Origin of the sequence: Streptomyces sp. NPDC057694 (genome assembly GCF_042799415.1) — a bacterium.
Classification (GTDB): Bacteria; Actinomycetota; Actinomycetes; order Streptomycetales; family Streptomycetaceae; genus Streptomyces.
In genome coordinates this window covers 144,250-164,120 of sequence record NZ_JBHVIX010000013.1, presented here as the reverse complement: position 1 = coordinate 164,120, position 19,871 = coordinate 144,250, and the positions used below count along the sequence as shown (strand labels likewise).

Sequence of the window (19,871 nt, the reverse complement as noted above, 5' to 3'; positions counted from 1 at the left end):
CATACCGGGGTTGAACATTCAATCCAAAGGTGTCAGCATCGAGATTGAACATTCAATTCATGATTTGAGGAGTTCCCCATGAGTCTTCTGCGCATCGACGCCAGCATCCTCGGCCCCGCCTCCGCCGGTTCGGAGCTGGCCGACCTCGTCGTGGACACCTGGACCGCCGAGCACCCGCAGGAGCAGGTCGTCACCCGCCACCTGGGCACGGACCCGCTCCCCGCGCAGGCCTGGGCCGACGCCGTCAGCGCCGGGTACGCGCCCGAGGACCAGCGCACGGACGCCCAGAAGGCCGCCGTCGCCCTCGCCGCCGAACTCCGCGCCGAGCTGACCGACGCCTCCCAGGTCGTGCTCGCCTCGCCCTTCTACAACTTCGGCGTCTCCCAGCACCTGAAGACCTGGATCGACCTGGTGATCGCCAGCGGCGACCCGGGCGACCGGCTCCTTGAGGGCAAGAAGGTCGTCCTGCTCGTCACGCGCGGCGGCTCCTACGGCACCGGCACCCCGCGCGAGGGCTGGGACCACATGACCGACTACCTGCGCCGCATCCTCGTGGACGTCTGGGGCGCCGATCTCACGGTGGTGGAGCGCGAGTTCACCCTCGTCGGTGTGAACCCGGCGCTGGACCAGTTCAAGGACCTCGGCGCCGAGCTGAAGGAGAACGCCCAGACGGCCGCCCGCGAGGCCGGCAAGGCCCTCGCCGCCGCGCACTGACGACGGGCCTCCGGTGAGTTCCCCTCGCCCCGCAGCACGGTCACCGCGCTGCGGGGCGAGGGGCGGAGCCGAATCTCAGCGCGCGGCCCGGACGCCCCGGCTGACGAACGCCTGCCAGGCGTCGGCGCCGATCACGATGACATCGCCGCCGGTGACCTTGGAGTCCCGGACAGGGACGACGCCGGGGAGGTTGTCGGCTACCTCGACGCAGTCGCCGCCTTGGCCGTTGCTGTACGTGGACTTGCGCCAGTGGGCGGCGCCGGTGAAGTCGTGGGCGACCTCGACGCAGTCGCCGCCGTTGCCGTCGCTGTAGGTGGACTTGCGCCAGCTTGCGGTGCTCAGGTCGTACTCGCGCATCGTCTGTAGTCCTCCGCCGCCGATTCGACCAGGGGCAGGGACACCTCCGGCGACAACGCGGCGGCCCTGAGCTGATCGTAAGCCGTCTGTGAACGGTGCACCACGGCTGGATCGTCCAGCAGATTCCCCGAATACACGGCTTCTGTATAGGCAGTTGGCGGGGCGTCCTCGAACCGCATGAGCTTCAGCTGCCCCGTCATGATGGCGTACGCCCCTGCCGCGTACGGCAGTACCTGCATCACGACGACTCGGCGCTGCGCCAGCGCCACGATGTGTGCCAGCTGCTGGGCCATCACGGCGGGGCCACCGACCGGGATGCGCAGCACGTTCTCGTGAAGGATCACCCAATACACAGGGCGTGTAGCGCCCTGAAGGATCTGTGCGCGCTCCAGTCGGCCGGACACCTTCTCCTCGATGTACTCGTCCTCGGCGAATCGGTTCATGGAGAGCGTGATGGCCCGCGCGTAGTCAGCCGTCTGCAAGAGGCCCGGCACCAACGCCGGCGCGAACTCGCAGATCTCGGTTGCCGTTGCCTCAAGTTCCGCTGCGGCAGCGAAGTACTCGGCGTACCGATGGTCATCGATCAGGCTGCGCCACATGCGCTCGAAAATACCGTCGGATTGCAGGATGTCGTCGATCCTCTGGGCTACATCGAGCTGCGGCTTGCGAATTGCCTGTTCGAATTGGCCGATGTATCCGCCGGAGACGAAAACCTGTATGCCCAGCTCGACCTGAGTGAGCCCGGCGTCTTCCCGGCGCCGCTTCAGTTCCTGCCCGAAGAACTCCCAAGCCGCCTGCCGCGATCCATTGGACACCGCCAACCCCCAAGCTCTGCCCTGCACTTGTAGTGCACAGACCCCTCCTCACTGTAGATCCGAAGCGTCACCGTTGAGGCACGAAGCGTGAAATCGAATCGGGCAGGGGAGCCAGATGACGGGACGGACGAACCACTCGGCGCAGTGCGTGGAGGAGGCGGAGGAAACGGTGAACGGATTGCGGGCCGCGCTCGCGAGGGCGGGAATTGTGCTGCCCTCGCTCGGACTCGATCAGGGGTCAATCGCGCGAACTGCCCCGTGTCCCTCGGTGGAATTGGGGCGTTGTTCGGTTGACGCGGCGGCGCGCCTGGCTGCCGTGCTCAGGTCAGACCCGGACGACAGGAGCGCCACCGAATGAAACCGCCGATCGGTTCCTACGCCGTCGACACGAGCACGGGTCAGGTCGGCATGGTGATGGGGCACGAGGGGCCGTACGTACAGTTGCGGCCCTTCGGGGGCGGCCGGGAGTGGGACTGTCCGCCGGACGGGGTGCGGGAGGCGACGATGCGGGAGCGGCTGCGGGCCGCGACGTCGTACGCGAACCGTCGGAGCCGGGGCGAGGTGCCCTGAGGGGGCGGGCCGCTCAGAACGCGGGGAACGCGGCGCCGGACGGATGGAACGGCTCGCGTTCGCCCCGGAAGGCGCGCGAGGCCGCCCGCGCCGCGCCGGGGCGCAGTTCCTCGATCCGGCCGGCGGCGGCGAGCGCCGACAGGGTGGGGCCGCCCAGGTAGGCCGAGGCGAGCGCGGACACGGGGACGCGCACGTCGGCCGCCGCGGTGGTGCGGGTGCAGGAAGCCTGGTCGGCGCCGTCGGTCAGCAGTCGGTAGCGGCCGCTGTTCCAGGGGCAGAAGTCGTCCTCGACGTCGAGAACCAGGTCCAGGGCGGTCGCGTAACGGCGGGCCGTCAGTGCCCGGCCGACGTCCACCAGCCTGACCCAGAGATTGTCGACGACCGTGGCGCTCGCCGCGCGCGGGTCGACCAGGAGATGGGTCAGCGGCTCGTCGGTCGCGGCGTCGTAGGTGAGGCGGTCGTGCGCGTCGAGATCGCTGAAGTAGCGCCACAGCGTCGCGTACGACTGCCGTGTGGTGGCGACGAGTTCGACGATCCGGGCCGTGGTGCGGTGCGAGCGGTAGACGGCGTAGCCGGTGACCTCACCGGCCGGGTCGGTGTGGACGACGTACCGCAGGGCGGTCGCGCCGTCCCGGATGTGCGGGGCGTCGGCGTCGTGGAGGCGGGCGTTCCAGTACTTCTCCGTACGGTCGACCCAGCCGGGCGTGTGCTGCCGGGCCGCGTCGAAGACCTTCTCCAGGAGCGGGCGGGCCGCGGCGGCGTCGAGCAGGCGGAGAGTGCCGGTGCCGAAGTCGGTGTCCGGGCGCAGGGCCATGGCCCGCTGGTCGGCGTCGACGACGGCGCGATGGCTGGCGACGCCGTAGCCGAAGCGGCCGTAGATGGTGGCCTCGGCCGCGTTCAGCGCCGCGAGCGGCTCGCCCTCGCCGGACTCGTACAGATCGGTGAGCTGGCGGCGCATCAGCGCGGTGAGGATGCCGCGGCGGCGATGCGTCGGCAGCACGCCGACGAGCGTGATGCCCGCGCAGGGCACGAAGGCGCCGGGCACCGTCAGCGTGCGGCCGTAGACGGAGGCGCCGCCGACGATGTCGGTGCTGCCGACGGCGTCGTACGCGGCGAGTGTGCGCCCGGGGTCGATGGTCTCGCGGGCGTTGCGCAGCGAGCCCTCGCGCAGGTCCTGGCCGTACGTCGTCGTGATCATCGTGGCCCAGGCGTCGAACTCGTGCGCCTCGATGGTGCGGATCGGGTGGTGCATCGGGTGTTGTTTCGGCTGGTGGGGAGCGCTCATGTTGTTCATGCCGTGAGCCTGACCGGATAAACAGGCCCGCCACATCGGGTGAGTGGGGTATTTATGCTGGCCGGATGATGGCCGATCGTGTGGTGAGCCCGGTGTGCGTCGGCCGTGACGACGCGCTTCGGACGCTGGCGCGGACCTGGCGCGACGCGCTCGGGCAGGGGCCCGCGGTGGCGCTGGTCGCCGGTGAGGCGGGCATCGGGAAGTCGCGGCTGCTCGCCGAGTTCGCGCGGGAGGCGGAGCCCGGCGCGCGGACGGCCGTGGGCGCCTGCACGGAGTTCGGTGCGGACGGGCTCGCGTACACCCCGTTCGTGGCCGTGCTGCGGCGCCTGATCCGCGGCGGCGACCTCGTCCCCGAGACCGGCCGCTACCGCGAACTCGGCCGCTGGTTCCCGGAGTTCGGCGAGCCCGCCGCCGCGGACACCGGCAGACACCGGCTCTACGAGGAGGTCCTCGATCTCGTCGAGCGGGCCGCCACCGACCGGCCGCTCGTGCTGGCCGTCGAGGACCTGCACTGGGCCGACGCCGCCTCCCGCGAACTGTTCGCCTTCCTCGCCCGCAACCTCACCCGCCCCGGCATCCTGCTGCTCGCCACCTACCGCCCCGGCGAGACCGGCGCGGGACAGCTCGGCCCGCTGCTCGCCGAACTCGCCCGCGGCCCGCGCACCGTCACCGTGCGGCTGTCCCGGCTGAGCCCGGACGACGTCGGCCGGCAGCTCACCGAGATCCTCGGCGCCGTCCCCGACGAGGCGACGGTGCGCCGCGTGCACCGGCGCAGCGACGGCAACCCGCTCTACGTCGAAGCCCTCGCCCACGCCGACGAGCGCACCCCGGACAGTCTGCGCGACCTCCTCCTGCACGGCCCCCGGGCGCTGGACGACCCGCCCCGCCGCCTGCTCGGCCTGCTCGCGGCGGGCGGCGGCCGCGTCCCGCACCGCCTCCTGGAGGGCGTGGCCGACGACAGTGGCGTCCAACTCGACGCACAACTGCGGGCGTTGGTCGACCGTGGTCTGCTGGTGACGTCCGGCGACGGTTACGACTTCCGGCACGCGCTCATCCGCCAGGCCGTGTACGAGGACCTGCTGCCCGGCGAGCGGGCCCGGCTGCACGCCCGCTACGCCGAAGCCCTCGACGGCACCGACGCGCACGCCGAACTCGCCGCCCACGCCCGCGCCGCCGGCCGGCACAAGACCGCCCTCGCCGCCGGGTTCCGGGCCGCGCGCCGGGCCCGGTCCTCGTACGCGTACGGGGAACAGGCCCACCTGCTGGAGCTGGTCGTCGAACTCTGGGATCAAGTCCCCGACGCAGCCGCGGAGTTGAGCGTCGATCTGGCCGCCGTGCTGACCGACGCCGCCGAGGCCTGCATGCTCAGCGGGGACTACGCCCGCGGCGTCGAGCACGCCACCGCCGGACTCGCCGCCCTCGACGAGCGGGCCGAGCCCGAGCGCGCCGCCCTGCTCCTGGAACATCGCGGGCGTCTCCTCATCCGGCAGCACGAAGTCGGCACCCCCGACTTCGAACGGGCGCTGCGGCTGCTGCCCGACCGGCCCGACCACGTCCAGCGCGGCCGGGTCTTCGGAATGCTGGCCATGGGCGGGCTGCCCAGGGACCCCGCGACCCTGCGCGCGTTCGACGAGGCGCTGCTCGCCGGGCGGCGCACCGGCGACGCGACGGTCACCGTGCGCGGCCTGCTCGGCGCGGGCGCCCGTCACCACGACCTCGGCGCGCTCACCGAGGCGCGGGTCCTCGCCGAGCGCCTCGACACCCAGGACCTGCTGCTGACCGTGCCGATGTACGAGGCGATCCTGCACCTGTGCGACGGGGAGCAGCGGCGGGCCGCCGAGGTGGCCCTGGCGGGCGCGCGGCAGGCCCACCGGTCCGGGCTCGGCCTCAGCCGGGGCGCCGACCTCACCTGCTACGCGGTGCGGGCGCTGCTGGCCGCGGGCGAGTGGGACCGGGCCGCCGCCCTCGTCGCCGAGACCCTGGAACAGGGGCCGCCGCCCGTACAGGAACAGGTGCTGCGCTCGCTGGCCGGACAGCTGGCGCTGCTGCGCGGCGACCGTGCGTCGGCGCAGGCCACGCTCGACGCGACCGCCGGCGCCCCGCGCGAGGTGGTCCGGTGCCACCAGTACGCCCTGCGGTGCCTGCTCGCGCTCGCCCAGGGCGACGCCGAACGCGCCGACCGGCTGCTCGGCGACGCCCTCGCCGACCCGGACCTCGCCCTCGTCCACGGCTTCGAGTCGCGTCCCGTGCTCATCGCGGGCGCCCTCGTCCAGCGGGCCAGGGCGGCCGGTGCCGGGGACGGGGCCGCGGCCCGGCGAGCCGAACTAGCCGCCCTCGACGACCGGTTCGGCGTCGACGGCAGGCTCGACAGCGCGCAGCGCACCTTCCTGCGGGCGCTGCTCGACGACACCGGGTGGGCGGCGGCCGTCGCCGCGTGGCGCGACCTCGGGCGGCCCTACGAACTGGCGCAGAGCCTGCTGTACGGCGCTCGTGCCGCGGCCGACGGCGGGCGGGTCCTGCTCACCGAGGCGGCCGCCCTGGCCGAGACGCTGGGCGCGCGGCCGCTCGCCCGGGAGATCGCGCTCACCGCCGGGCGGGGCACCGCCGACGGGCCCGGCCTGACCGCCCGCGAACACGACGTGCTCGCCCTCGTCGCGGAGGGCCTGAGCAACCGGCAGATCGCGGGCCGCCTGCACATCTCCCCGAGCACGGCGGGGGTCCACGTCTCCCACATCCTGGCCAAGCTCGGCGCCTCCACCCGCACCGAGGCGGCGACACTCGCCCACAGGGAGGGCTGGGCATGAGGGACAATGGGCCCCATGAGTCTGTTCCGCGACGACGGCATCGTGCTGCGCACCCAGAAGCCGGGTGAAGCGGACCGCATCATGCTGTTCTCCCCCGGGGGACAACCCCGGGACCCCCGGCCGGACACCCGTGGGGGCGTGCGATGAGTCTCTTCCGGGACGACGGCATCGTGCTGCGGACTCAGAAGCTCGGGGAAGCCGATCGCATCATCACCCTCCTCACTCGCGGGCACGGGCGCGTGCGTGCCGTCGCGCGGGGAGTGCGGCGCACCAAGTCGAAGTTCGGGGCGCGGCTCGAACCCTTCTCCCACGTCGACGTGCAGTTCTTCGCGCGGAACAGTGAGCTGGTCGGCCGCGGGCTGCCGCTGTGCACGCAGAGCGAGACGATCGCCCCGTACGGCGGCGGGATCGTCAGGGACTACGCCCGGTACACGGCCGGTACCGCCATGCTGGAGACGGCGGAACGGTTCACCGACCACGAGGGCGAGCCCGCCGTCCAGCAGTACCTGCTCCTCGTCGGCGCCCTGCGCACCCTCTCCCGCGGCGAGCACGAGCCGCACCTCATCCTCGACGCGTTCCTGCTCCGCTCCCTCGCGGTCAACGGCTACGCGCCCACCTTCGGCGACTGCGCCAAGTGCGGAATGCCCGGTCCCAACCGGTTCTTCTCCGTCGGCGCGGGCGGCTCGGTTTGCGTCGACTGCCGGGTACCGGGCAGCGTCGTACCCTCACCGCAGGCCCTCGTCCTGCTCGGTGCGCTGCTGACCGGAGACTGGGAGACGGCGGACGGCTGCGAGGCGAGGTTCGCGCGGGAGGGCAGCGGGCTGGTGTCGGCGTACCTGCACTGGCACATGGAGCGCGGACTGCGCTCGCTGCGATACGTAGAGAAAAGCTGAAGCTGAGCTAGGGGAGAGGCCCACCACCATGGCACGTCGCGGAATTCTCGGCCGGTCGTCACGACGCGAGTACGTCGTACCGGAACCGCACCCGTCGGGCGCGCGGCCGCCGAAGATCCCCGGCGAGCTGGTTCCCGAGCACGTCGCCATCGTGATGGACGGCAACGGCCGCTGGGCCAAGGAGCGCGGGCTGCCGCGCACCGAGGGGCACAAGGTCGGCGCCGAGCGCGTTCTCGACGTCCTTCAGGGCGCCATCGAGATGGGCGTCGGCGCCATCTCGCTGTACGCGTTCTCGACGGAGAACTGGAAGCGGTCCCCGGACGAGGTGAAGTTCCTCATGAACTTCAACCGGGACTTCATCCGCAAAACCCGTGATCAGCTCGACGAGCTGGGTGTGCGGGTGCGGTGGGTGGGGCGGATGCCCAAGCTGTGGAAGTCGGTCGCCAAGGAGCTGGAGATCTCCCAGGAGCAGACCAAGGACAACGACAAGCTGACGCTGTACTTCTGCATGAACTACGGCGGGCGGGCCGAGATCGCCGACGCCGCGCAGGCTCTTGCCGAGGACGTGAAGGCGGGGCGGCTGGATCCGTCCAAGGTCAGCGAGAAGACGTTCGCGAAGTACCTGTACTACCCGGACATGCCTGACGTCGATCTGTTCCTGCGGCCCAGCGGTGAGCAGCGCACGTCGAACTATCTGCTGTGGCAGAGCGCCTACGCCGAGATGGTCTTCCAGGACGTTCTGTGGCCGGACTTCGACCGGCGTGACCTGTGGCGGGCCTGCGTCGAGTACGCGTCCCGGGACCGCCGCTTCGGCGGGGCCACGCCCAATGAGGTGCTGCTGCAGCTGGAGGCCGAGGGCTAGGCCCCACTTGGGTTGTCGGTCGTCTACCGGCCGGTGGCCGCTTCTCGCGCAGTTCCCCGCGCCCCTGGAAGCGAGCTCCGCTCGCCCAGGGGCAGCCCAGCTTCAAGGGGGAAGGCGCGCGAAGCGCAGCCTTCAGGGGCGCGGGGAACTGCGCGACCAGCCACGACGAGAGCCGCGCCCGATCGCGAGACCAGTCAACCCGCGGAGCACTCCGCGCAGGTGCCGAAGATTTCCACCGTGTGGGCCACGTTCACATAGCCGTGCTCGGAGGCGATGGCCTCCGCCCACTTCTCCACTGCCGGGCCCTCGACCTCCACGGCCTTGCCGCACATCCGGCAGACCAGATGGTGATGGTGGTCACCCGAGGAGCAGCGCCGGTACACGGCCTCGCCCTCCGAGGTGCGCAGCACGTCGACCTCGCCGGCGTCGGCGAGGGACTGGAGCGTGCGGTAGACCGTGGTCAGGCCCACCGAGTCGCCCTTGTGTTTGAGCACGTCGTGCAGTTCCTGGGCGCTGCGGAACTCGTCCACCTCGTCGAGCGCCGCCGCAACTGCCGCGCGCTGGCGGGTCGACCTGCCTCGAACCGGGGCTGCCACGGGTTTCTCCTCACATCCCTGCCACGTGCGTACGGCCGCCATTGTGCCAGGCGGCGCCGTGGCCGAGTCAGCCATGAAGGGAAGGGGCCGCCGCCTGCTGCTCCGGGATCGGGCAGGCGGCCGGGTCGGCGGAAGGGGCGGCGGCGGCCCGCGCGCGGCGCCGGGCGAGCGGCGTGGCCAGCAGGGTCAGCACGATGAAGACGGCGATGGTCAGGAGCACGATCGTCGCGCCGGGCGGCACGTCCTGGTAGTAGGAGGTGACGGTGCCGCTCAGGGTCACCACGACGCCGATGGCCACCGCGCAGATGAACGTGGCCCGGAAGCTACGGGTGAGCTGCTGCGCCGCCGCGACCGGCACCACCATCAGCGCCGACACCAGGAGCAGGCCCACGACGCGCATGGCGACGGTCACCGTCACCGCGGCGGTGACCGCGATCAGCAGGTTAAGGGCGCGCACCGGCAGGCCCGTGACCCGCGCGAACTCCTCGTCCTGGCTGACGGCGAAGAGCTGCCGGCGCAGGCCGACCGTCACCAGGACCACGAACGCGGCGAGCCAGCAGATCGCCGTGATGTCGGCCGGGGAGACCGTCGCGAGCGAGCCGAAGAGGTACGAGCTGAGATTGGCCGTCGAGCCGCCGGGCGACAGGTTGATCAGCATGACGCCGCCCGCCATGCCGCCGTAGAAGAGCATGGCGAGCGCGATGTCGCCGCGCGTCTTGCCGTACCAGCGGATCAGCTCCATGATCAGCGCGCCGAGCACGGAGACCGCCGTCGCCATCCACACCGGCGACGTGGACAGCAGGAAGCCGAGGCCGACACCGGTCATCGCGACGTGCCCGATGCCGTCGCCCATCAGGGCCTGGCGGCGCTGGACGAGGTAGATGCCGATGGCGGGCGCCGTGATGCCGATGAGGACGGCGGCCAGCAGCGCCCGCTGCATGAAGGCGAAGTCGAGGAATTCCATGTCAGCTCAGCAGTCCGGTGCGTACGGGCTCCGCCTCGGCGGAGTGCGGGTGGACGTGGTCGTGGCCGGGCAGCGCGTGCTGGCCGACGGCCTTCGGGGGCGGGCCGTCGTGCCGGACGCAGCCGTCGCGCAGGACGACGGCCCGGTCGATCAGCGGCTCCAGCGGGCCCAGTTCGTGCAGGACGAGCAGGACGGTGGTGCCCGCCGCGACCTGCTCGCGCAGCGTCGCGGCCAGCACCTCCTGGCTGGCCAGGTCGACGCCCGCCATCGGCTCGTCCATGATCAGCAGCTCCGGCTGGGCGGCCAGCGCGCGGGCGATCAGCACCCGCTGGTGCTGGCCGCCGGACAGCGCGTCGACGGAGTCCTTGGCGCGGTCGGCCATGCCCACCGACTCCAGGGCGCGGGTCACCGCGTCCCGGTCGGCCCGGCGCAGGATGCCGAACCGGGCGCGGGAGAGCCGCCCCGAGGAGACGACCTCGGTCACCGTCGCGGGCACGCCGCCCGCGGCCGTCGTGCGCTGGGGGACGTACCCCACACGCGCCCAGTCCTTGAACCGGCCGCGGGCCGTGCCGAACAGCTCTATCTCGCCGCCGGTGACCGGCACCTGGCCGATGATGCTGCGCACCGCGGTCGACTTGCCCGAGCCGTTCGCGCCGAGCAGGGCGACGACCTCGCCGCGGCGGATCGTGAGGTCGATGCCGCGCAGCACGGGGCGCGAGCCCAGCTCGGCCGTCACCTTGCGCAGGGTGATCACCGGTTCGCCCAACGGTTCACTCATGTCCGCCCCGTCCTTCGCGTCGCCTGGTCCGTGTGTCACTTCGTGCCGAGCGCCTTCTGGAGCGCGGCCAGGTTCGACTCCATGACCGCGATGTAGTCGTCGCCCTGGGACTTCTCGGTGATGCCCTCGATCGGGTCGAGTACGGCCGTCTTCAGTCCGGTGTCACCCGCGAGGGTCTTCGCCGTCCGGTCGCTGACGAGCGTCTCGTAGAAGACGGTGGTGACGCCGTCGGCCTTCGCCATCTTCTGGAGGTCCTTGACGCGGGCGGCGCTGGGCTCGCTCTCCGGGTCGAGGCCGCTGATGGCCTCCTCGGTGAGGCCGTAGCGCTCGGCGAGGTAGCCGAAGGCCGCGTGGGTGGTGATGAAGACCTTGCTGTCGGTGCTCTTCAGGCCGGCCTCGTACTTCTTGTTCAGGCCGTCCAGCTTGCCGACCAGCGTCGCGGTGTTCTTCTTGTACTCCGCCGCGTGGTCCGGGTCGGCCTTCTCCAGGGCCTTGCCGACGCCCTCGGCGACCTCGGCGTACTTCACCGGGTCGAGCCAGATGTGCGGGTCCGTGCCCTCTTCGCCGCCGTGGTCGTGGTCGTGCTCGTCGGCGTGCCCGCCGACCTCGCTGCCGTGCTTCTCCAGCTCGGTCAGGGTGGCGGCGTCGACCTTGGCGCCGATGCCGGACTGGCTGATCGCCTCGTCGACGGAGGGCTGCAGGCCCTTGAGGTAGACCGCGACATCGGCCTCTTCGAGCTGGCCGCGCTGCTTGGCGCTGACTTCGAGGTCGTGCGGCTCCTGGCCGGGCTCGGTCAGATTGGTGACGGCGACGTGGTCGCCGCCGATCTGCTCGGCGAGGTACTGCATCGGATAGAACGACGCCACCACGTCCAGCTTGCCGTCGCTGTTCTTGCCATCGGCGGCGGACGACCCGCACGCGGACAGCACGGTCAGGCCGAGCACCGTGGTTCCGGCGACGGCGGCGGTGGATATGAGGCGGCGGGAGGGACGCGGGGAGCGGCGTACGTTCATGACAGTCATTTTCAACAAAAGTGGAAACGATTGTCAACAAGCTCTTCGCGAGACCTTCGTCCCGCTCGGTCCCGCTCTGTGACCAGGAACCGATTTGGTTCGGGAGGTGGGCCCGCCGGTAACCTGAGGCATTCGCTCCCGGAGCGCGTATCCAGCGCGCTCACCGTCGCCGTAATGAAGAGAGCACCGTGGCCGCCGACAAGATCGAAACCATCGTCAGCCTCAGCAAGCGCCGTGGCTTCGTCTACCCCTGCAGCGAGATCTACGGCGGCCAGCGTGCCGCCTGGGACTACGGTCCGCTGGGTGTGGAGCTGAAGGAGAACCTCAAGCGTCAGTGGTGGCGCTACATGGTCACCGCGCGCGAGGACGTCGTCGGTATCGACTCGTCGGTGATCCTGGCCACCGACGTCTGGCAGGCCTCCGGCCACGTCGCCACCTTCACCGACCCGCTCACCGAGTGCACCGCCTGTCACAAGCGGTTCCGCGCGGACCACCTTGAAGAGGCGTACGAGGAGAAGAAGGGCCGTCTCCCCGAGAACGGCCTCGCGGACATCAACTGCCCGAACTGCGGCACCAAGGGCGCCTTCACCGAGCCCAAGCAGTTCTCCGGCCTGCTCTCCACGCACCTCGGCCCGACCCAGGACAGCGGCTCGGTCGCCTACCTGCGTCCCGAGACCGCGCAGGGCATCTTCACCAACTTCGCTCAGGTGCAGACGACTTCGCGCCGCAAGCCGCCGTTCGGCATCGCCCAGATGGGCAAGTCGTTCCGCAACGAGATCACGCCCGGCAACTTCATCTTCCGCACCCGCGAGTTCGAGCAGATGGAGATGGAATTCTTCGTCAAGCCGGGCGAGGACGAGCAGTGGCAGGAGTACTGGATGGAGCAGCGCTGGAACTGGTACACCGGCCTGGGCCTGCGCGAGGAGAACATGCGGTGGTTCGAGCACCCGAAGGAGAAGCTCTCCCACTACTCCAAGCGCACCGCTGACATCGAGTACCGCTTCCGCTTCGGCGGCAGCGAGTGGGGCGAGCTGGAGGGCGTCGCCAACCGCACGGACTACGACCTGTCCGCGCACTCCAAGGCCTCCGGCCAGGACCTCTCCTACTTCGACCAGGAGAAGGGCGAGCGCTACACGCCGTACGTCATCGAGCCCGCCGCCGGTGTCGGCCGCACGATGCTGGCGTTCATGCTCGACTCGTACTTCGAGGACGAGGCGCCCAACGCCAAGGGCAAGATGGAGAAGCGCACGGTCATGCGCTTCGACCACCGCATCGCCCCGGTGAAGGTCGCGGTGCTCCCGCTGTCCCGCAACCCGGAGCTGTCGCCGAAGGCGAAGGGTCTGGCCGCCGCGCTGCGCCAGAACTGGAACATCGACTTCGACGACGCCGGTGCCATCGGCCGCCGCTACCGTCGCCAGGACGAGATCGGCACGCCGTTCTGCGTCACCGTCGACTTCGACACCCTCGAGGACAACGCGGTGACCGTGCGCGAGCGCGACACCATGAAGCAGGAGCGCGTCTCCCTCGACCAGATCGAGGGCTACCTGGCCGCGCGCCTGGTCGGCTGCTGATCAGGGTCCGCGTCAGGGTTCGCGACTGAGGCACTGAAAGCCCCGGCCCGCCGTTTCGGCGGTGGGCCGGGGCTTTTTGCTGCACACTGCGGCGTGTGCCTCACATGACGAGCAGCAGAGTCAGCCGCTGGGACCAGCACGGGCGCGGTCATGTCGTGCGGGTCGAAAAAGCGGGTATGCAGCGCCAGTTGACGTGCGACACGTGCGGCTGGCGAAGAACGGCGCAGTTCCTGCCGTGGCTGAAGGCCGAGGAACACCTGGAGCAGGCGCACCAGGCGACGGTGGACCCGGGTTCCGACAACAGCAACAGCAACAGCAACGACAAGGACAAGGGCGGGGACAGGTCCTAGCGGTCGCCGAGCACGCACTCGGCGGCCGCCACCACCGTGGCGACCTGATGGGCGACCTGTCGCTCGACCGGTACCCGGCGCAGGCCCAGCGCCTTCTCGAAGTCGGCGCACCATGTGCGGAACAACTGCTCCAGCTCCGCGTGCAGCGCCGGTGCGGCCGGATCGGGTGACGCGTCGAGGAGCCGCAGCAGCAGGCCGGCGGCGCGCAGCGGCTGCCGGCGGGCCGCGATCTCCAGTGCGGTGAGCTGCGCCGTCGGCAGCGCGGCGGCCCGGCCGATCAGCGGCTCCCAGGAGGCGGCGACCAGGTCGAAGAGGTCCTCGGCCATCCAGTCCAGGACGCGGCGCGGCGCGCTGTCGGCGGCGGAGGGGAGGAATGCGGCGGCCTTGTCGAGGACCGAGGTCACCTGGGCGCCACCGCCCCGCACCAGCCGGGACAGCTCGCGCAGGGCGTTCCCGGTGTCGGGGTACGGCGCCGGATCCGCGGCCGACTCCGCCGCCCAGATGGGGACTTCGACGATGGCCGTGACCCCGCCGTAGATCTGTGGGGCGCACCAGGTCGTCGGCCCGATGTCGTCCGTGCCCTGCGGCAGCCGGCCCGCGGCGTCGCGCGCGGGCAGGACGAAGACGCCGGGACTCGGGTTGTCCCAGTTCGGCGCGTCGTAGGTGCCGTGCTGGAGCGGGATCGCGCAGGCGTCGGCACTGGCCGCGAACGGGGCGGCCAGGCCCGGCAGTTCACGGGTCAGCTGCACCCAGCTGCCGCCCGCGTCGGTGCCGTGCAGCGAGCACTGGAGCACCGGCCGCACCTCGTCGATGAGCCGGAACAGGGCGCGGGTCTCCGGCAGCGGGCCCCCGGCGATCGGCGCCCACTCCGGCTGGTGCGCGGCGACCGGGCGGAACGCGGTGCGGTAGTAACCGGCCAAGGTGTCGTCGGGGGCGGGCCCGCTCAGCGCGGCGCCGTCCGGGTCGAGGCACAGGACGATGTCCCAGGTGACCCGAGCAGGGCCGGTCGCGGGCGAGGGGTGCTCACCGCCCGCCACGCGCCCGGCGAGGGCCAGCGCGCTCGCCCCGCCGACCGGCTCGTCGGGGTGCGGTCCCGCGACGACGAGGACGTGCTCCCGTCCGTGGCCCACGGACAGGAGCAGGATCGGCCGCCCGGCGCGCGAGAGCCCGATCCGGCGCAGCCGGCAGGTCCCGGGATGCCGGGCGGCCAGCCGCCGGGCCGACGTGACGACCTCGGCGGCTGTGGGGCAGCGGTCCACGGTCGGATCAGGATCCGCCGTTGCCGCCGCTCTCGCCTGTGGTCTCTTTCTTGTCCAGCGGACGGATCCTGATCCGGGTCGCCGGCTTCGCCTGGTGCGTCATGCCCTGTCCTTCCTGTGGGGTGATCCCTGTGGGGGTGATCCCCGTGGGGGTGGTCGGTCAGTTCGCTGACGTGCTCTTGCCAGCCTTCGCGCTGGGCGGCAGGGTTGTCAATCACCGTTAGCCCAGGGCCTGTTGGGACTCACGAGATTGGCGCGAAGATGACGGTGCGAGCGATGCGGCGGCCCCGGATCAAACCCGAGCACCGGGCCTACCGGACCGTGGACGGCAACATCAGGATCGGCAGCGTCGTGCACGGCATCGGCGCCGAGGTCGCCGACCCCCAGGGCTGGCTGTGGACGCTGGTGGAGTCCATGGACGGCACCCGCGACGCCGCGGCCGTCGTCGCCGAGGTGACCCGGCACCACCCCGGGCAGCCGCTCCCGGACACGGAGATCGTCCAGGCGATGACCGACCTGGCCGCGGCCGGCTTCGTCGAGGACGCCGGCGCCGAACCGCCCCCTGAGCTGTCCGCCCCGGAACAAGAGCGCTACAGCCGCGGCATGACCCTGCTGCGCTGGATGGACCTCACCCCGCGCACCGGCCCCTGGGAGCCCCAGGTGCGACTGAGCCGGGCCCGGGTCCTGCTGCTCGGTGTCGGCGGCACCGGCGGGGCCGCCGCCCGTGACCTCGTCGCCTCCGGGGTGGGCGCCCTGCACTGCGTCGACCCGGACGTCGTCGAACTGTCCAACCTCAACCGGCAGACCCTGTACCGCGAGACGGATCTCGGCGCGCCCAAGACCGACGCGGCCCTGCGCGCCCTGCGGGCCCTGAACCCGGCGGTCCGCCTCACGGGCGAGCGCACCGAGGTGCGCGGCCCCGACGACCTGTACGCCCTGCTCGGCGGCGGCCCGGCGGCGTACGACGTACTGCTGCTCGCCGCCGACCGGCCCGCGGTGATCCGCCGCTGGGCCAACGAGGTCTGCCTCGCCACGGGCACGCCCTGGGCCGAGGCCGGGTACCGGGGGCCACTGGTCGCTGTGGGCGTCTTCGTGCCCGGCAAGGGCCCGTGCTGGCAGTGCCTGCGCGACGCCGAGATCGAGCGGCGGGATCTGCGGCTCGCCCCCGGCCAGGACGAGGACGTCGCCTCGCCCCGCATGCCGTGGAACCCGGCCAACGCCGTCACCGCGAGCCTGTCCGGCAGTCTCCTGGCACAGGCCGCGCTCACGCTGCTGTGCGGCATCCCGCCGGTCGACCCCGGCTACCGCCACGGCCTCAACCTCATGGTCCCCGGCGATCCCGTCCTCCAGCGCTGCGAGCCCCGCCCCGACTGCCCCGCCTGCGGCACACCGGGGAAGGCGGACCGCCCGTGACGGACACCGCCGACCTGCCCCGGATCACGCCCGAGACCCAAGTGGTCCTGCACGACCTCGCGGTGCGGCGCGACCGGGACGACTGGATCGTGGGCCGGATGGCCACCCGCACCTTCGTCGCCCTGCCGTACGCCGGAGCGCGGGCCGTCCAACTCCTGCGCGGGGGAGGGACGGTGGCCGACGCCGCCGAGACGCTGCGCGCCGAGACGGGCGAGGAGTTCGGGATCACGGAGTTCGTCGAGGATCTGGCCGCCCTCGGCTTCGTGGCCCGGATCGGCGCACGCCCGCTGCCGGACACCGCGCCGCCGCCCGCGTCGCTGCCCCGGCTGCGCCCGCGCCACGCCAGACTCGCCCTGCACCCGGTGCTGCCCTGGCTCGTCGCGGCACTGCTCGCGGCGGCGCTCGTCGCCCTGGTCCGTGATCCCGAACTGCTGCCCGGCTACCGCGATCTGCTGTGGAGCAGGCACGGCAGCCTGGTCCTGCTCAGCGGGGCGGCGGCAGGCTGGGCGCTGGTCCTCGCCCACGAGCTGGCCCACCTGGTGACGGCCCGCGCCGCAGGCGTGCCGGGGCGCATCCGGCTCGGCACCCGATTGCAGTTCCTCGTGATGCAGACCGACATCAGCGGCATCGAACTGGCCCCGCGCCGCCACCGGATGACCGCCTACCTGGCCGGCATCGCCCTCAACCTGTCCGTCGCGTCCTGCCTGCTGCTGGTCCTCGCCGCGGCGGACCCCGGCCCGACGGCCCACCGGCTGCTCGCGGCCGGACTGCTGCTCGCCCTGCTGCCGCTGCCCTTCCAGCTCATGGTGTTCACCCGCACCGACCTGTACTTCGTCCTCCAGGACCTCACCGGCTGCCGGGATCTGTACGGGGACGGGCTCGCGTACGCCCGGTACGCGGCCCGGCGCGTGACGCGCCGCGCGGGGCACGATCCGAGCCGCGAACTGCCCGCGCACGAGCGCCGGGCGGTACGCGGCTACAGCGTGGTCCTCGTCGTCGGCACCGTGCTCTGCCTGGCGTTCATGGCCTGTGTGACGCTGCCCGCCGACGTGACCCTGCTGGTCCGCGCGGCGCGTGGCCTCGGCCCCGGGCACGGACTCGCGGGCAACGCGGACGCGGCGACGGTGCTGCTCGTCCTCGGTTCGGTCAACGTCCTGTGGGCGGTGACCTGGTGGCGGGGAAGAAAGGCGTCCCGCGCCGCCAGAAGGCGTTAGCGCTTCTCGATGCCCCGCATCACCAGGTCCACCACCGCGCCGAACGCCGCCTGTGCGTCCGGGCGGGTCCACTCCGGGGCGTACACCGGGTCGTGGAAGTGGGCGGTCGCCTCGAAGATCGCGCGGACCGTCGCCGTGGTGTCGGGGACGTCGAACTCGCCCTGAGCCACGCCCTGTTCGACGATCGTCGTGAGCTGGCCGAGGAGTTCGGCGATGTGGGCGTCGACCACCTCGCTGTTCTCCGTCGTCAGAACCGTGTAGGTGGCGAACAGCTCCGGGTCGTCGCCCGCCTTGTGCCGCTTGGCGTCGAAGAGGGCCGTCAGCCACTGCCGCAGCTTGGCCGCGGGCCGCTCGGCGCCGTCCGTGACCGCCGACAGGACGCCGGTGGTCCGGTCCAGCCAGCGCTTGGTCACCGCGCCGCGCAGCTCGGCCTTCGTACGGAAGTGGCGGTACACCGAGCCGTGGCTGACGCCGAGCGCGCGGGCCACGTCGACCACGGTCGCCTTCGCGGCGCCGTGGCGGCGCAGCACGTCCTCGGTCGCGGCGAGGATGCGCTCGGGGGTCAGGGTCTCGGTGGTCGGTGCCATGTCAGTGACCGTACCCGGACACGGTCAGCGCTCGCTGTCGAGGTCAGCCATCTGTGCCGCCGCGTAACGGTCGCCGGCGGCGGCGCCCACGGGCACGGCCCGCTCGATCGCGGCGAGGTCGGCGTCGTCCAGCGTCACGTCGAGCGCGCCCAGTGCCTCGGTCAGCCGGGTCCGGCTGCGGGCGCCGATCAGCGGCACGATGTCCTCACCACGGCTGAGCACCCAGGCGATCGCGATCTGGGCGACGCTGACGCCCTTCTGCTCGGCGATCTTGCGGAGCTGCTCGACCAGGTTCAGGTTGTGGTCCAGATTCTCCCCCTGGAAGCGGGGCGAGAAGGAGCGGAAGTCGCCCGGGGCGAGCTGCCGGTCGCGGGTGTAGTGCCCGGAGATCAGCCCGCGCGAGAGCACGCCGTACGCGGTGATGCCGATGCCCAGCTCGCGGGTGGTGGGCAGGATCGTGTCCTCGATGCCGCGCGAGATGAGCGAGTACTCGATCTGGAGGTCCGAGATCGGGGCGGTGGCGGCGGCCCGGCGGATGGTCTCCGCGCCGACCTCGCTCAGCCCGATGTGCCGCACATGGCCCTTCTCGACCAGCTCGGCGATGGCCCCGACCGTCTCCTCGATCGGCACGTCCGGGTCGAGCCGGGCGATCCGGTAGACGTCGATGTGGTCGACGCCGAGCCGCTGGAGCGAGTACGCCACGAAGTTCCGCACGGCCTCGGGCCGCCCGTCGTAGCCCGACCAGCCGCCGTCCGGGTCACGCAGGGCGCCGAACTTCACGCTGGTCAGCGCATTGGCCCGGGCCGCGGCGGGCGCCGAGCGCAGGGCCTCGCCGATCAGCATCTCGTTGTGCCCCATGGCGTAGAAGTCGCCGGTGTCGAGGAGCGTCACGCCCGCGTCGAGCGCGGCATGGACGGTGGCGATGGACTCGGTCCGGTCGCTCTCGCCGTACAGCGCCGACATGCCCATGCAGCCGAGGCCGACGGGGGCGGTGCGGGGGCCGGTGGTACCGAGGGTTCGCGTGGGAAGGTTCATGCCTCCAGCCTGACATGACAGATAACAGATTTCAATATCTGTCATCTGTTACTTGTCACCTGTCCACCTGCCACCTGCCACCTGTCGTCTGTTGCCTGTCCGTCGTTGTTCGCCATGGCGCGGTCGGTGGGGCCTACGCCCCGATCACCCCGTCGATCCGCTCCCTCAGCAGATCCGCGTGGCCGTTGTGCCGCGCGTACTCCTCGATCATGTGCACCACGACCCAGCGCAGGCAGACCCTGCCGCGCCAGGGGTCGGTGCCCTCGATGTCCAAGTCCGGTGCGGTGGTGATGAGTTCGTCGGCGAAGGCGGCCTCCGCGTGCCAGGCCGCCCAGGCCGCCGCCGGGTCCGCCGTGGCGGCGTCGTCGAAGTCGCCGTCCGGGTTGTCCGGGGACGTGTACAGGCGCGGGACGTCCTGCCCGGCCAGCACCCGTCGGAACCAGTGCCGCTCCACATCGGTCAGATGCCGTACGAGGCCGAGCAGGGAGAGCGTCGAGGGTGCGGCCGGACACGTCGCCAACTCGTCGTCCAAGCCGACGCACTTGAGCTCCAGCGTGGCGCGCTGTGCGGTGAGCATCGCGGCGAGCAGGGTGCGTTCGTCGCCGGTGGCGGGGAAGGTGAAGCGGGCCTCGGAGCCGGGGGCGTCGATGATGTCGCCGCGGCGGGACCGTGCGGTGGTGGCGGAAGGGTCGGTCATGGCCGTCATCCTTGACTCCCGGGGGTCGGGCCGGGGGTGTTGTGACACGCCTGTGGCCGGAGGAGTGGCTTCCGTCACGGTGGGC

Annotated in this window: 21 protein-coding genes; 10 read left to right on the top strand and 11 right to left on the bottom strand. The window is 71.8% G+C overall.

What is annotated here, in order from left to right:
- The first annotated feature begins 78 nt into the window (after window positions 1–78).
- Window positions 79–714: an FMN-dependent NADH-azoreductase gene (locus tag ACFVDP_RS26360; RefSeq protein WP_383494349.1), complete on the top strand. Its 636-nt coding sequence runs from the start codon at window positions 79–81 to the stop codon at window positions 712–714.
- Between the two features lie 75 nt (window positions 715–789).
- On the opposite strand, the gene ACFVDP_RS26355 is transcribed toward ACFVDP_RS26360, so the two are convergent.
- Window positions 790–1,071 carry a DUF397 domain-containing protein gene (locus tag ACFVDP_RS26355; protein WP_383494346.1) on the bottom strand — a complete coding sequence of 94 codons (282 nt, stop codon included), beginning with the start codon at window positions 1,069–1,071 and terminating at the stop codon, window positions 790–792.
- Window positions 1,053–1,886, bottom strand: coding sequence for a Scr1 family TA system antitoxin-like transcriptional regulator (locus ACFVDP_RS26350; protein WP_383494343.1), 834 nt, complete (start codon window positions 1,884–1,886; stop codon window positions 1,053–1,055). The genes ACFVDP_RS26355 and ACFVDP_RS26350 overlap by 19 nt, the downstream gene beginning before the upstream one ends.
- A 354-nt stretch (window positions 1,887–2,240) precedes the next feature.
- Here ACFVDP_RS26350 and ACFVDP_RS26345 point away from each other — a divergent pair, with 354 nt between their 5' ends.
- Complete coding sequence (locus tag ACFVDP_RS26345; protein ID WP_383494340.1) at window positions 2,241–2,456, top strand: hypothetical protein; 216 nt, start codon at window positions 2,241–2,243, stop codon at window positions 2,454–2,456.
- 13 nt (window positions 2,457–2,469) lie between these two features.
- Here ACFVDP_RS26345 and ACFVDP_RS26340 read toward each other — a convergent pair whose 3' ends face one another.
- Window positions 2,470–3,750: a GNAT family N-acetyltransferase gene (locus ACFVDP_RS26340; RefSeq protein ID WP_383494337.1), complete on the bottom strand. Its 1,281-nt coding sequence runs from the start codon at window positions 3,748–3,750 to the stop codon at window positions 2,470–2,472.
- 65 nt (window positions 3,751–3,815) lie between these two features.
- Between ACFVDP_RS26340 and ACFVDP_RS26335 the strand changes: the two genes are divergently transcribed.
- The 4 genes from ACFVDP_RS26335 to ACFVDP_RS26320 are packed head-to-tail and all read left to right on the top strand — an operon-like array spanning window position 3,816 to window position 8,309.
- Entirely contained in the window at window positions 3,816–6,554 is a 2,739-nt protein-coding gene (locus ACFVDP_RS26335) for an ATP-binding protein (protein WP_383494334.1), read from the top strand.
- A gap of 15 nt (window positions 6,555–6,569) precedes the next feature.
- Complete coding sequence (locus tag ACFVDP_RS26330) at window positions 6,570–6,701, top strand: hypothetical protein (protein WP_383494331.1); 132 nt, start codon at window positions 6,570–6,572, stop codon at window positions 6,699–6,701.
- Window positions 6,698–7,447, top strand: a complete 750-nt coding sequence (recO, locus tag ACFVDP_RS26325; protein WP_383494328.1) for a DNA repair protein RecO — start codon at window positions 6,698–6,700, stop codon at window positions 7,445–7,447. Before ACFVDP_RS26330 ends, recO begins: the two co-directional genes overlap by 4 nt.
- Window positions 7,448–7,475: 28 nt before the next feature.
- Entirely contained in the window at window positions 7,476–8,309 is an 834-nt protein-coding gene (locus tag ACFVDP_RS26320) for an isoprenyl transferase (RefSeq protein ID WP_383494325.1), read from the top strand.
- A 194-nt stretch (window positions 8,310–8,503) separates the two neighbouring features.
- Here ACFVDP_RS26320 and ACFVDP_RS26315 read toward each other — a convergent pair whose 3' ends face one another.
- From ACFVDP_RS26315 to ACFVDP_RS26300, 4 genes are all read right to left on the bottom strand, one after another.
- On the bottom strand, window positions 8,504–8,905 hold the full coding sequence (locus ACFVDP_RS26315; RefSeq protein WP_383494322.1) for a Fur family transcriptional regulator: 402 nt from the start codon (window positions 8,903–8,905) through the stop codon (window positions 8,504–8,506).
- 67 nt (window positions 8,906–8,972) lie between these two features.
- Window positions 8,973–9,869, bottom strand: a complete 897-nt coding sequence (locus ACFVDP_RS26310; protein WP_383494319.1) for a metal ABC transporter permease — start codon at window positions 9,867–9,869, stop codon at window positions 8,973–8,975.
- A gap of 1 nt (window position 9,870) precedes the next feature.
- On the bottom strand, window positions 9,871–10,647 hold the full coding sequence (locus tag ACFVDP_RS26305) for a metal ABC transporter ATP-binding protein (protein ID WP_383494316.1): 777 nt from the start codon (window positions 10,645–10,647) through the stop codon (window positions 9,871–9,873).
- 35 nt (window positions 10,648–10,682) lie between these two features.
- Complete coding sequence (locus ACFVDP_RS26300) at window positions 10,683–11,660, bottom strand: metal ABC transporter substrate-binding protein (RefSeq protein WP_383494313.1); 978 nt, start codon at window positions 11,658–11,660, stop codon at window positions 10,683–10,685.
- A gap of 188 nt (window positions 11,661–11,848) precedes the next feature.
- Here ACFVDP_RS26300 and ACFVDP_RS26295 point away from each other — a divergent pair, with 188 nt between their 5' ends.
- A complete protein-coding gene (locus tag ACFVDP_RS26295; RefSeq protein ID WP_383494310.1) occupies window positions 11,849–13,231 on the top strand; it encodes a glycine--tRNA ligase in 1,383 nt (460 codons plus the stop codon).
- A 95-nt stretch (window positions 13,232–13,326) separates the two neighbouring features.
- Window positions 13,327–13,581, top strand: a complete 255-nt coding sequence (locus tag ACFVDP_RS26290; RefSeq protein ID WP_383494307.1) for a hypothetical protein — start codon at window positions 13,327–13,329, stop codon at window positions 13,579–13,581.
- On the opposite strand, the gene ACFVDP_RS26285 is transcribed toward ACFVDP_RS26290, so the two are convergent.
- The gene (locus ACFVDP_RS26285) at window positions 13,578–14,840 is read right to left on the bottom strand and encodes a M14 family zinc carboxypeptidase (RefSeq protein WP_383494304.1); all 1,263 of its coding nucleotides are present in this window, start codon (window positions 14,838–14,840) and stop codon (window positions 13,578–13,580) included. The two genes, ACFVDP_RS26290 and ACFVDP_RS26285, sit on opposite strands and share 4 nt — an antisense overlap.
- Before the next feature lie 261 nt (window positions 14,841–15,101).
- On the opposite strand from ACFVDP_RS26285, the gene ACFVDP_RS26280 reads away from it, so the two are divergent.
- The gene (locus tag ACFVDP_RS26280; RefSeq protein ID WP_383494301.1) at window positions 15,102–16,253 is read left to right on the top strand and encodes a ThiF family adenylyltransferase; all 1,152 of its coding nucleotides are present in this window, start codon (window positions 15,102–15,104) and stop codon (window positions 16,251–16,253) included.
- On the top strand, window positions 16,250–17,467 hold the full coding sequence (locus tag ACFVDP_RS26275; RefSeq protein ID WP_383494298.1) for a hypothetical protein: 1,218 nt from the start codon (window positions 16,250–16,252) through the stop codon (window positions 17,465–17,467). Before ACFVDP_RS26280 ends, ACFVDP_RS26275 begins: the two co-directional genes overlap by 4 nt.
- Here the strand turns inward: ACFVDP_RS26275 and ACFVDP_RS26270 are convergent.
- The 3 genes from ACFVDP_RS26270 to ACFVDP_RS26260 all read right to left on the bottom strand — a co-directional run bounded on the left by ACFVDP_RS26270 (window position 17,464) and on the right by ACFVDP_RS26260 (window position 19,786).
- Window positions 17,464–18,054, bottom strand: coding sequence for a TetR family transcriptional regulator (locus tag ACFVDP_RS26270; RefSeq protein WP_383494295.1), 591 nt, complete (start codon window positions 18,052–18,054; stop codon window positions 17,464–17,466). The two genes, ACFVDP_RS26275 and ACFVDP_RS26270, sit on opposite strands and share 4 nt — an antisense overlap.
- A gap of 24 nt (window positions 18,055–18,078) precedes the next feature.
- Complete coding sequence (locus tag ACFVDP_RS26265; RefSeq protein WP_383494292.1) at window positions 18,079–19,089, bottom strand: aldo/keto reductase; 1,011 nt, start codon at window positions 19,087–19,089, stop codon at window positions 18,079–18,081.
- Window positions 19,090–19,222: 133 nt separating this feature from the next.
- Window positions 19,223–19,786, bottom strand: coding sequence for a DinB family protein (locus ACFVDP_RS26260; RefSeq protein WP_383494289.1), 564 nt, complete (start codon window positions 19,784–19,786; stop codon window positions 19,223–19,225).
- Between the last annotated feature and the right edge of the window lie 85 nt (window positions 19,787–19,871).

Excerpts from the sequence above, each read along its gene's own strand:
- ACFVDP_RS26310 (WP_383494319.1), bottom strand. The coding sequence starts at position 9,869 with ATGGAATTCCTCGACTTCGCCTTCATGCAGCGGGCGCTGCTGGCCGCC.
- ACFVDP_RS26305 (WP_383494316.1), bottom strand. The coding sequence starts at position 10,647 with ATGAGTGAACCGTTGGGCGAACCGGTGATCACCCTGCGCAAGGTGACG.
- ACFVDP_RS26340 (WP_383494337.1), bottom strand. The coding sequence starts at position 3,750 with ATGAACAACATGAGCGCTCCCCACCAGCCGAAACAACACCCGATGCAC.
- recO (WP_383494328.1), top strand. The coding sequence starts at position 6,698 with ATGAGTCTCTTCCGGGACGACGGCATCGTGCTGCGGACTCAGAAGCTC.
- ACFVDP_RS26265 (WP_383494292.1), bottom strand. The coding sequence starts at position 19,089 with ATGAACCTTCCCACGCGAACCCTCGGTACCACCGGCCCCCGCACCGCC.
- ACFVDP_RS26355 (WP_383494346.1), bottom strand. The coding sequence starts at position 1,071 with ATGCGCGAGTACGACCTGAGCACCGCAAGCTGGCGCAAGTCCACCTAC.
- ACFVDP_RS26300 (WP_383494313.1), bottom strand. The coding sequence starts at position 11,660 with ATGAACGTACGCCGCTCCCCGCGTCCCTCCCGCCGCCTCATATCCACC.
- ACFVDP_RS26280 (WP_383494301.1), top strand. The coding sequence starts at position 15,102 with ATGACGGTGCGAGCGATGCGGCGGCCCCGGATCAAACCCGAGCACCGG.
- ACFVDP_RS26345 (WP_383494340.1), top strand. The coding sequence starts at position 2,241 with ATGAAACCGCCGATCGGTTCCTACGCCGTCGACACGAGCACGGGTCAG.
- ACFVDP_RS26260 (WP_383494289.1), bottom strand. The coding sequence starts at position 19,786 with ATGACCGACCCTTCCGCCACCACCGCACGGTCCCGCCGCGGCGACATC.
- ACFVDP_RS26360 (WP_383494349.1), top strand. The coding sequence starts at position 79 with ATGAGTCTTCTGCGCATCGACGCCAGCATCCTCGGCCCCGCCTCCGCC.
- ACFVDP_RS26330 (WP_383494331.1), top strand. The coding sequence starts at position 6,570 with ATGAGTCTGTTCCGCGACGACGGCATCGTGCTGCGCACCCAGAAGCCG.
- ACFVDP_RS26320 (WP_383494325.1), top strand. The coding sequence starts at position 7,476 with ATGGCACGTCGCGGAATTCTCGGCCGGTCGTCACGACGCGAGTACGTC.
- ACFVDP_RS26335 (WP_383494334.1), top strand. The coding sequence starts at position 3,816 with ATGATGGCCGATCGTGTGGTGAGCCCGGTGTGCGTCGGCCGTGACGAC.
- ACFVDP_RS26270 (WP_383494295.1), bottom strand. The coding sequence starts at position 18,054 with ATGGCACCGACCACCGAGACCCTGACCCCCGAGCGCATCCTCGCCGCG.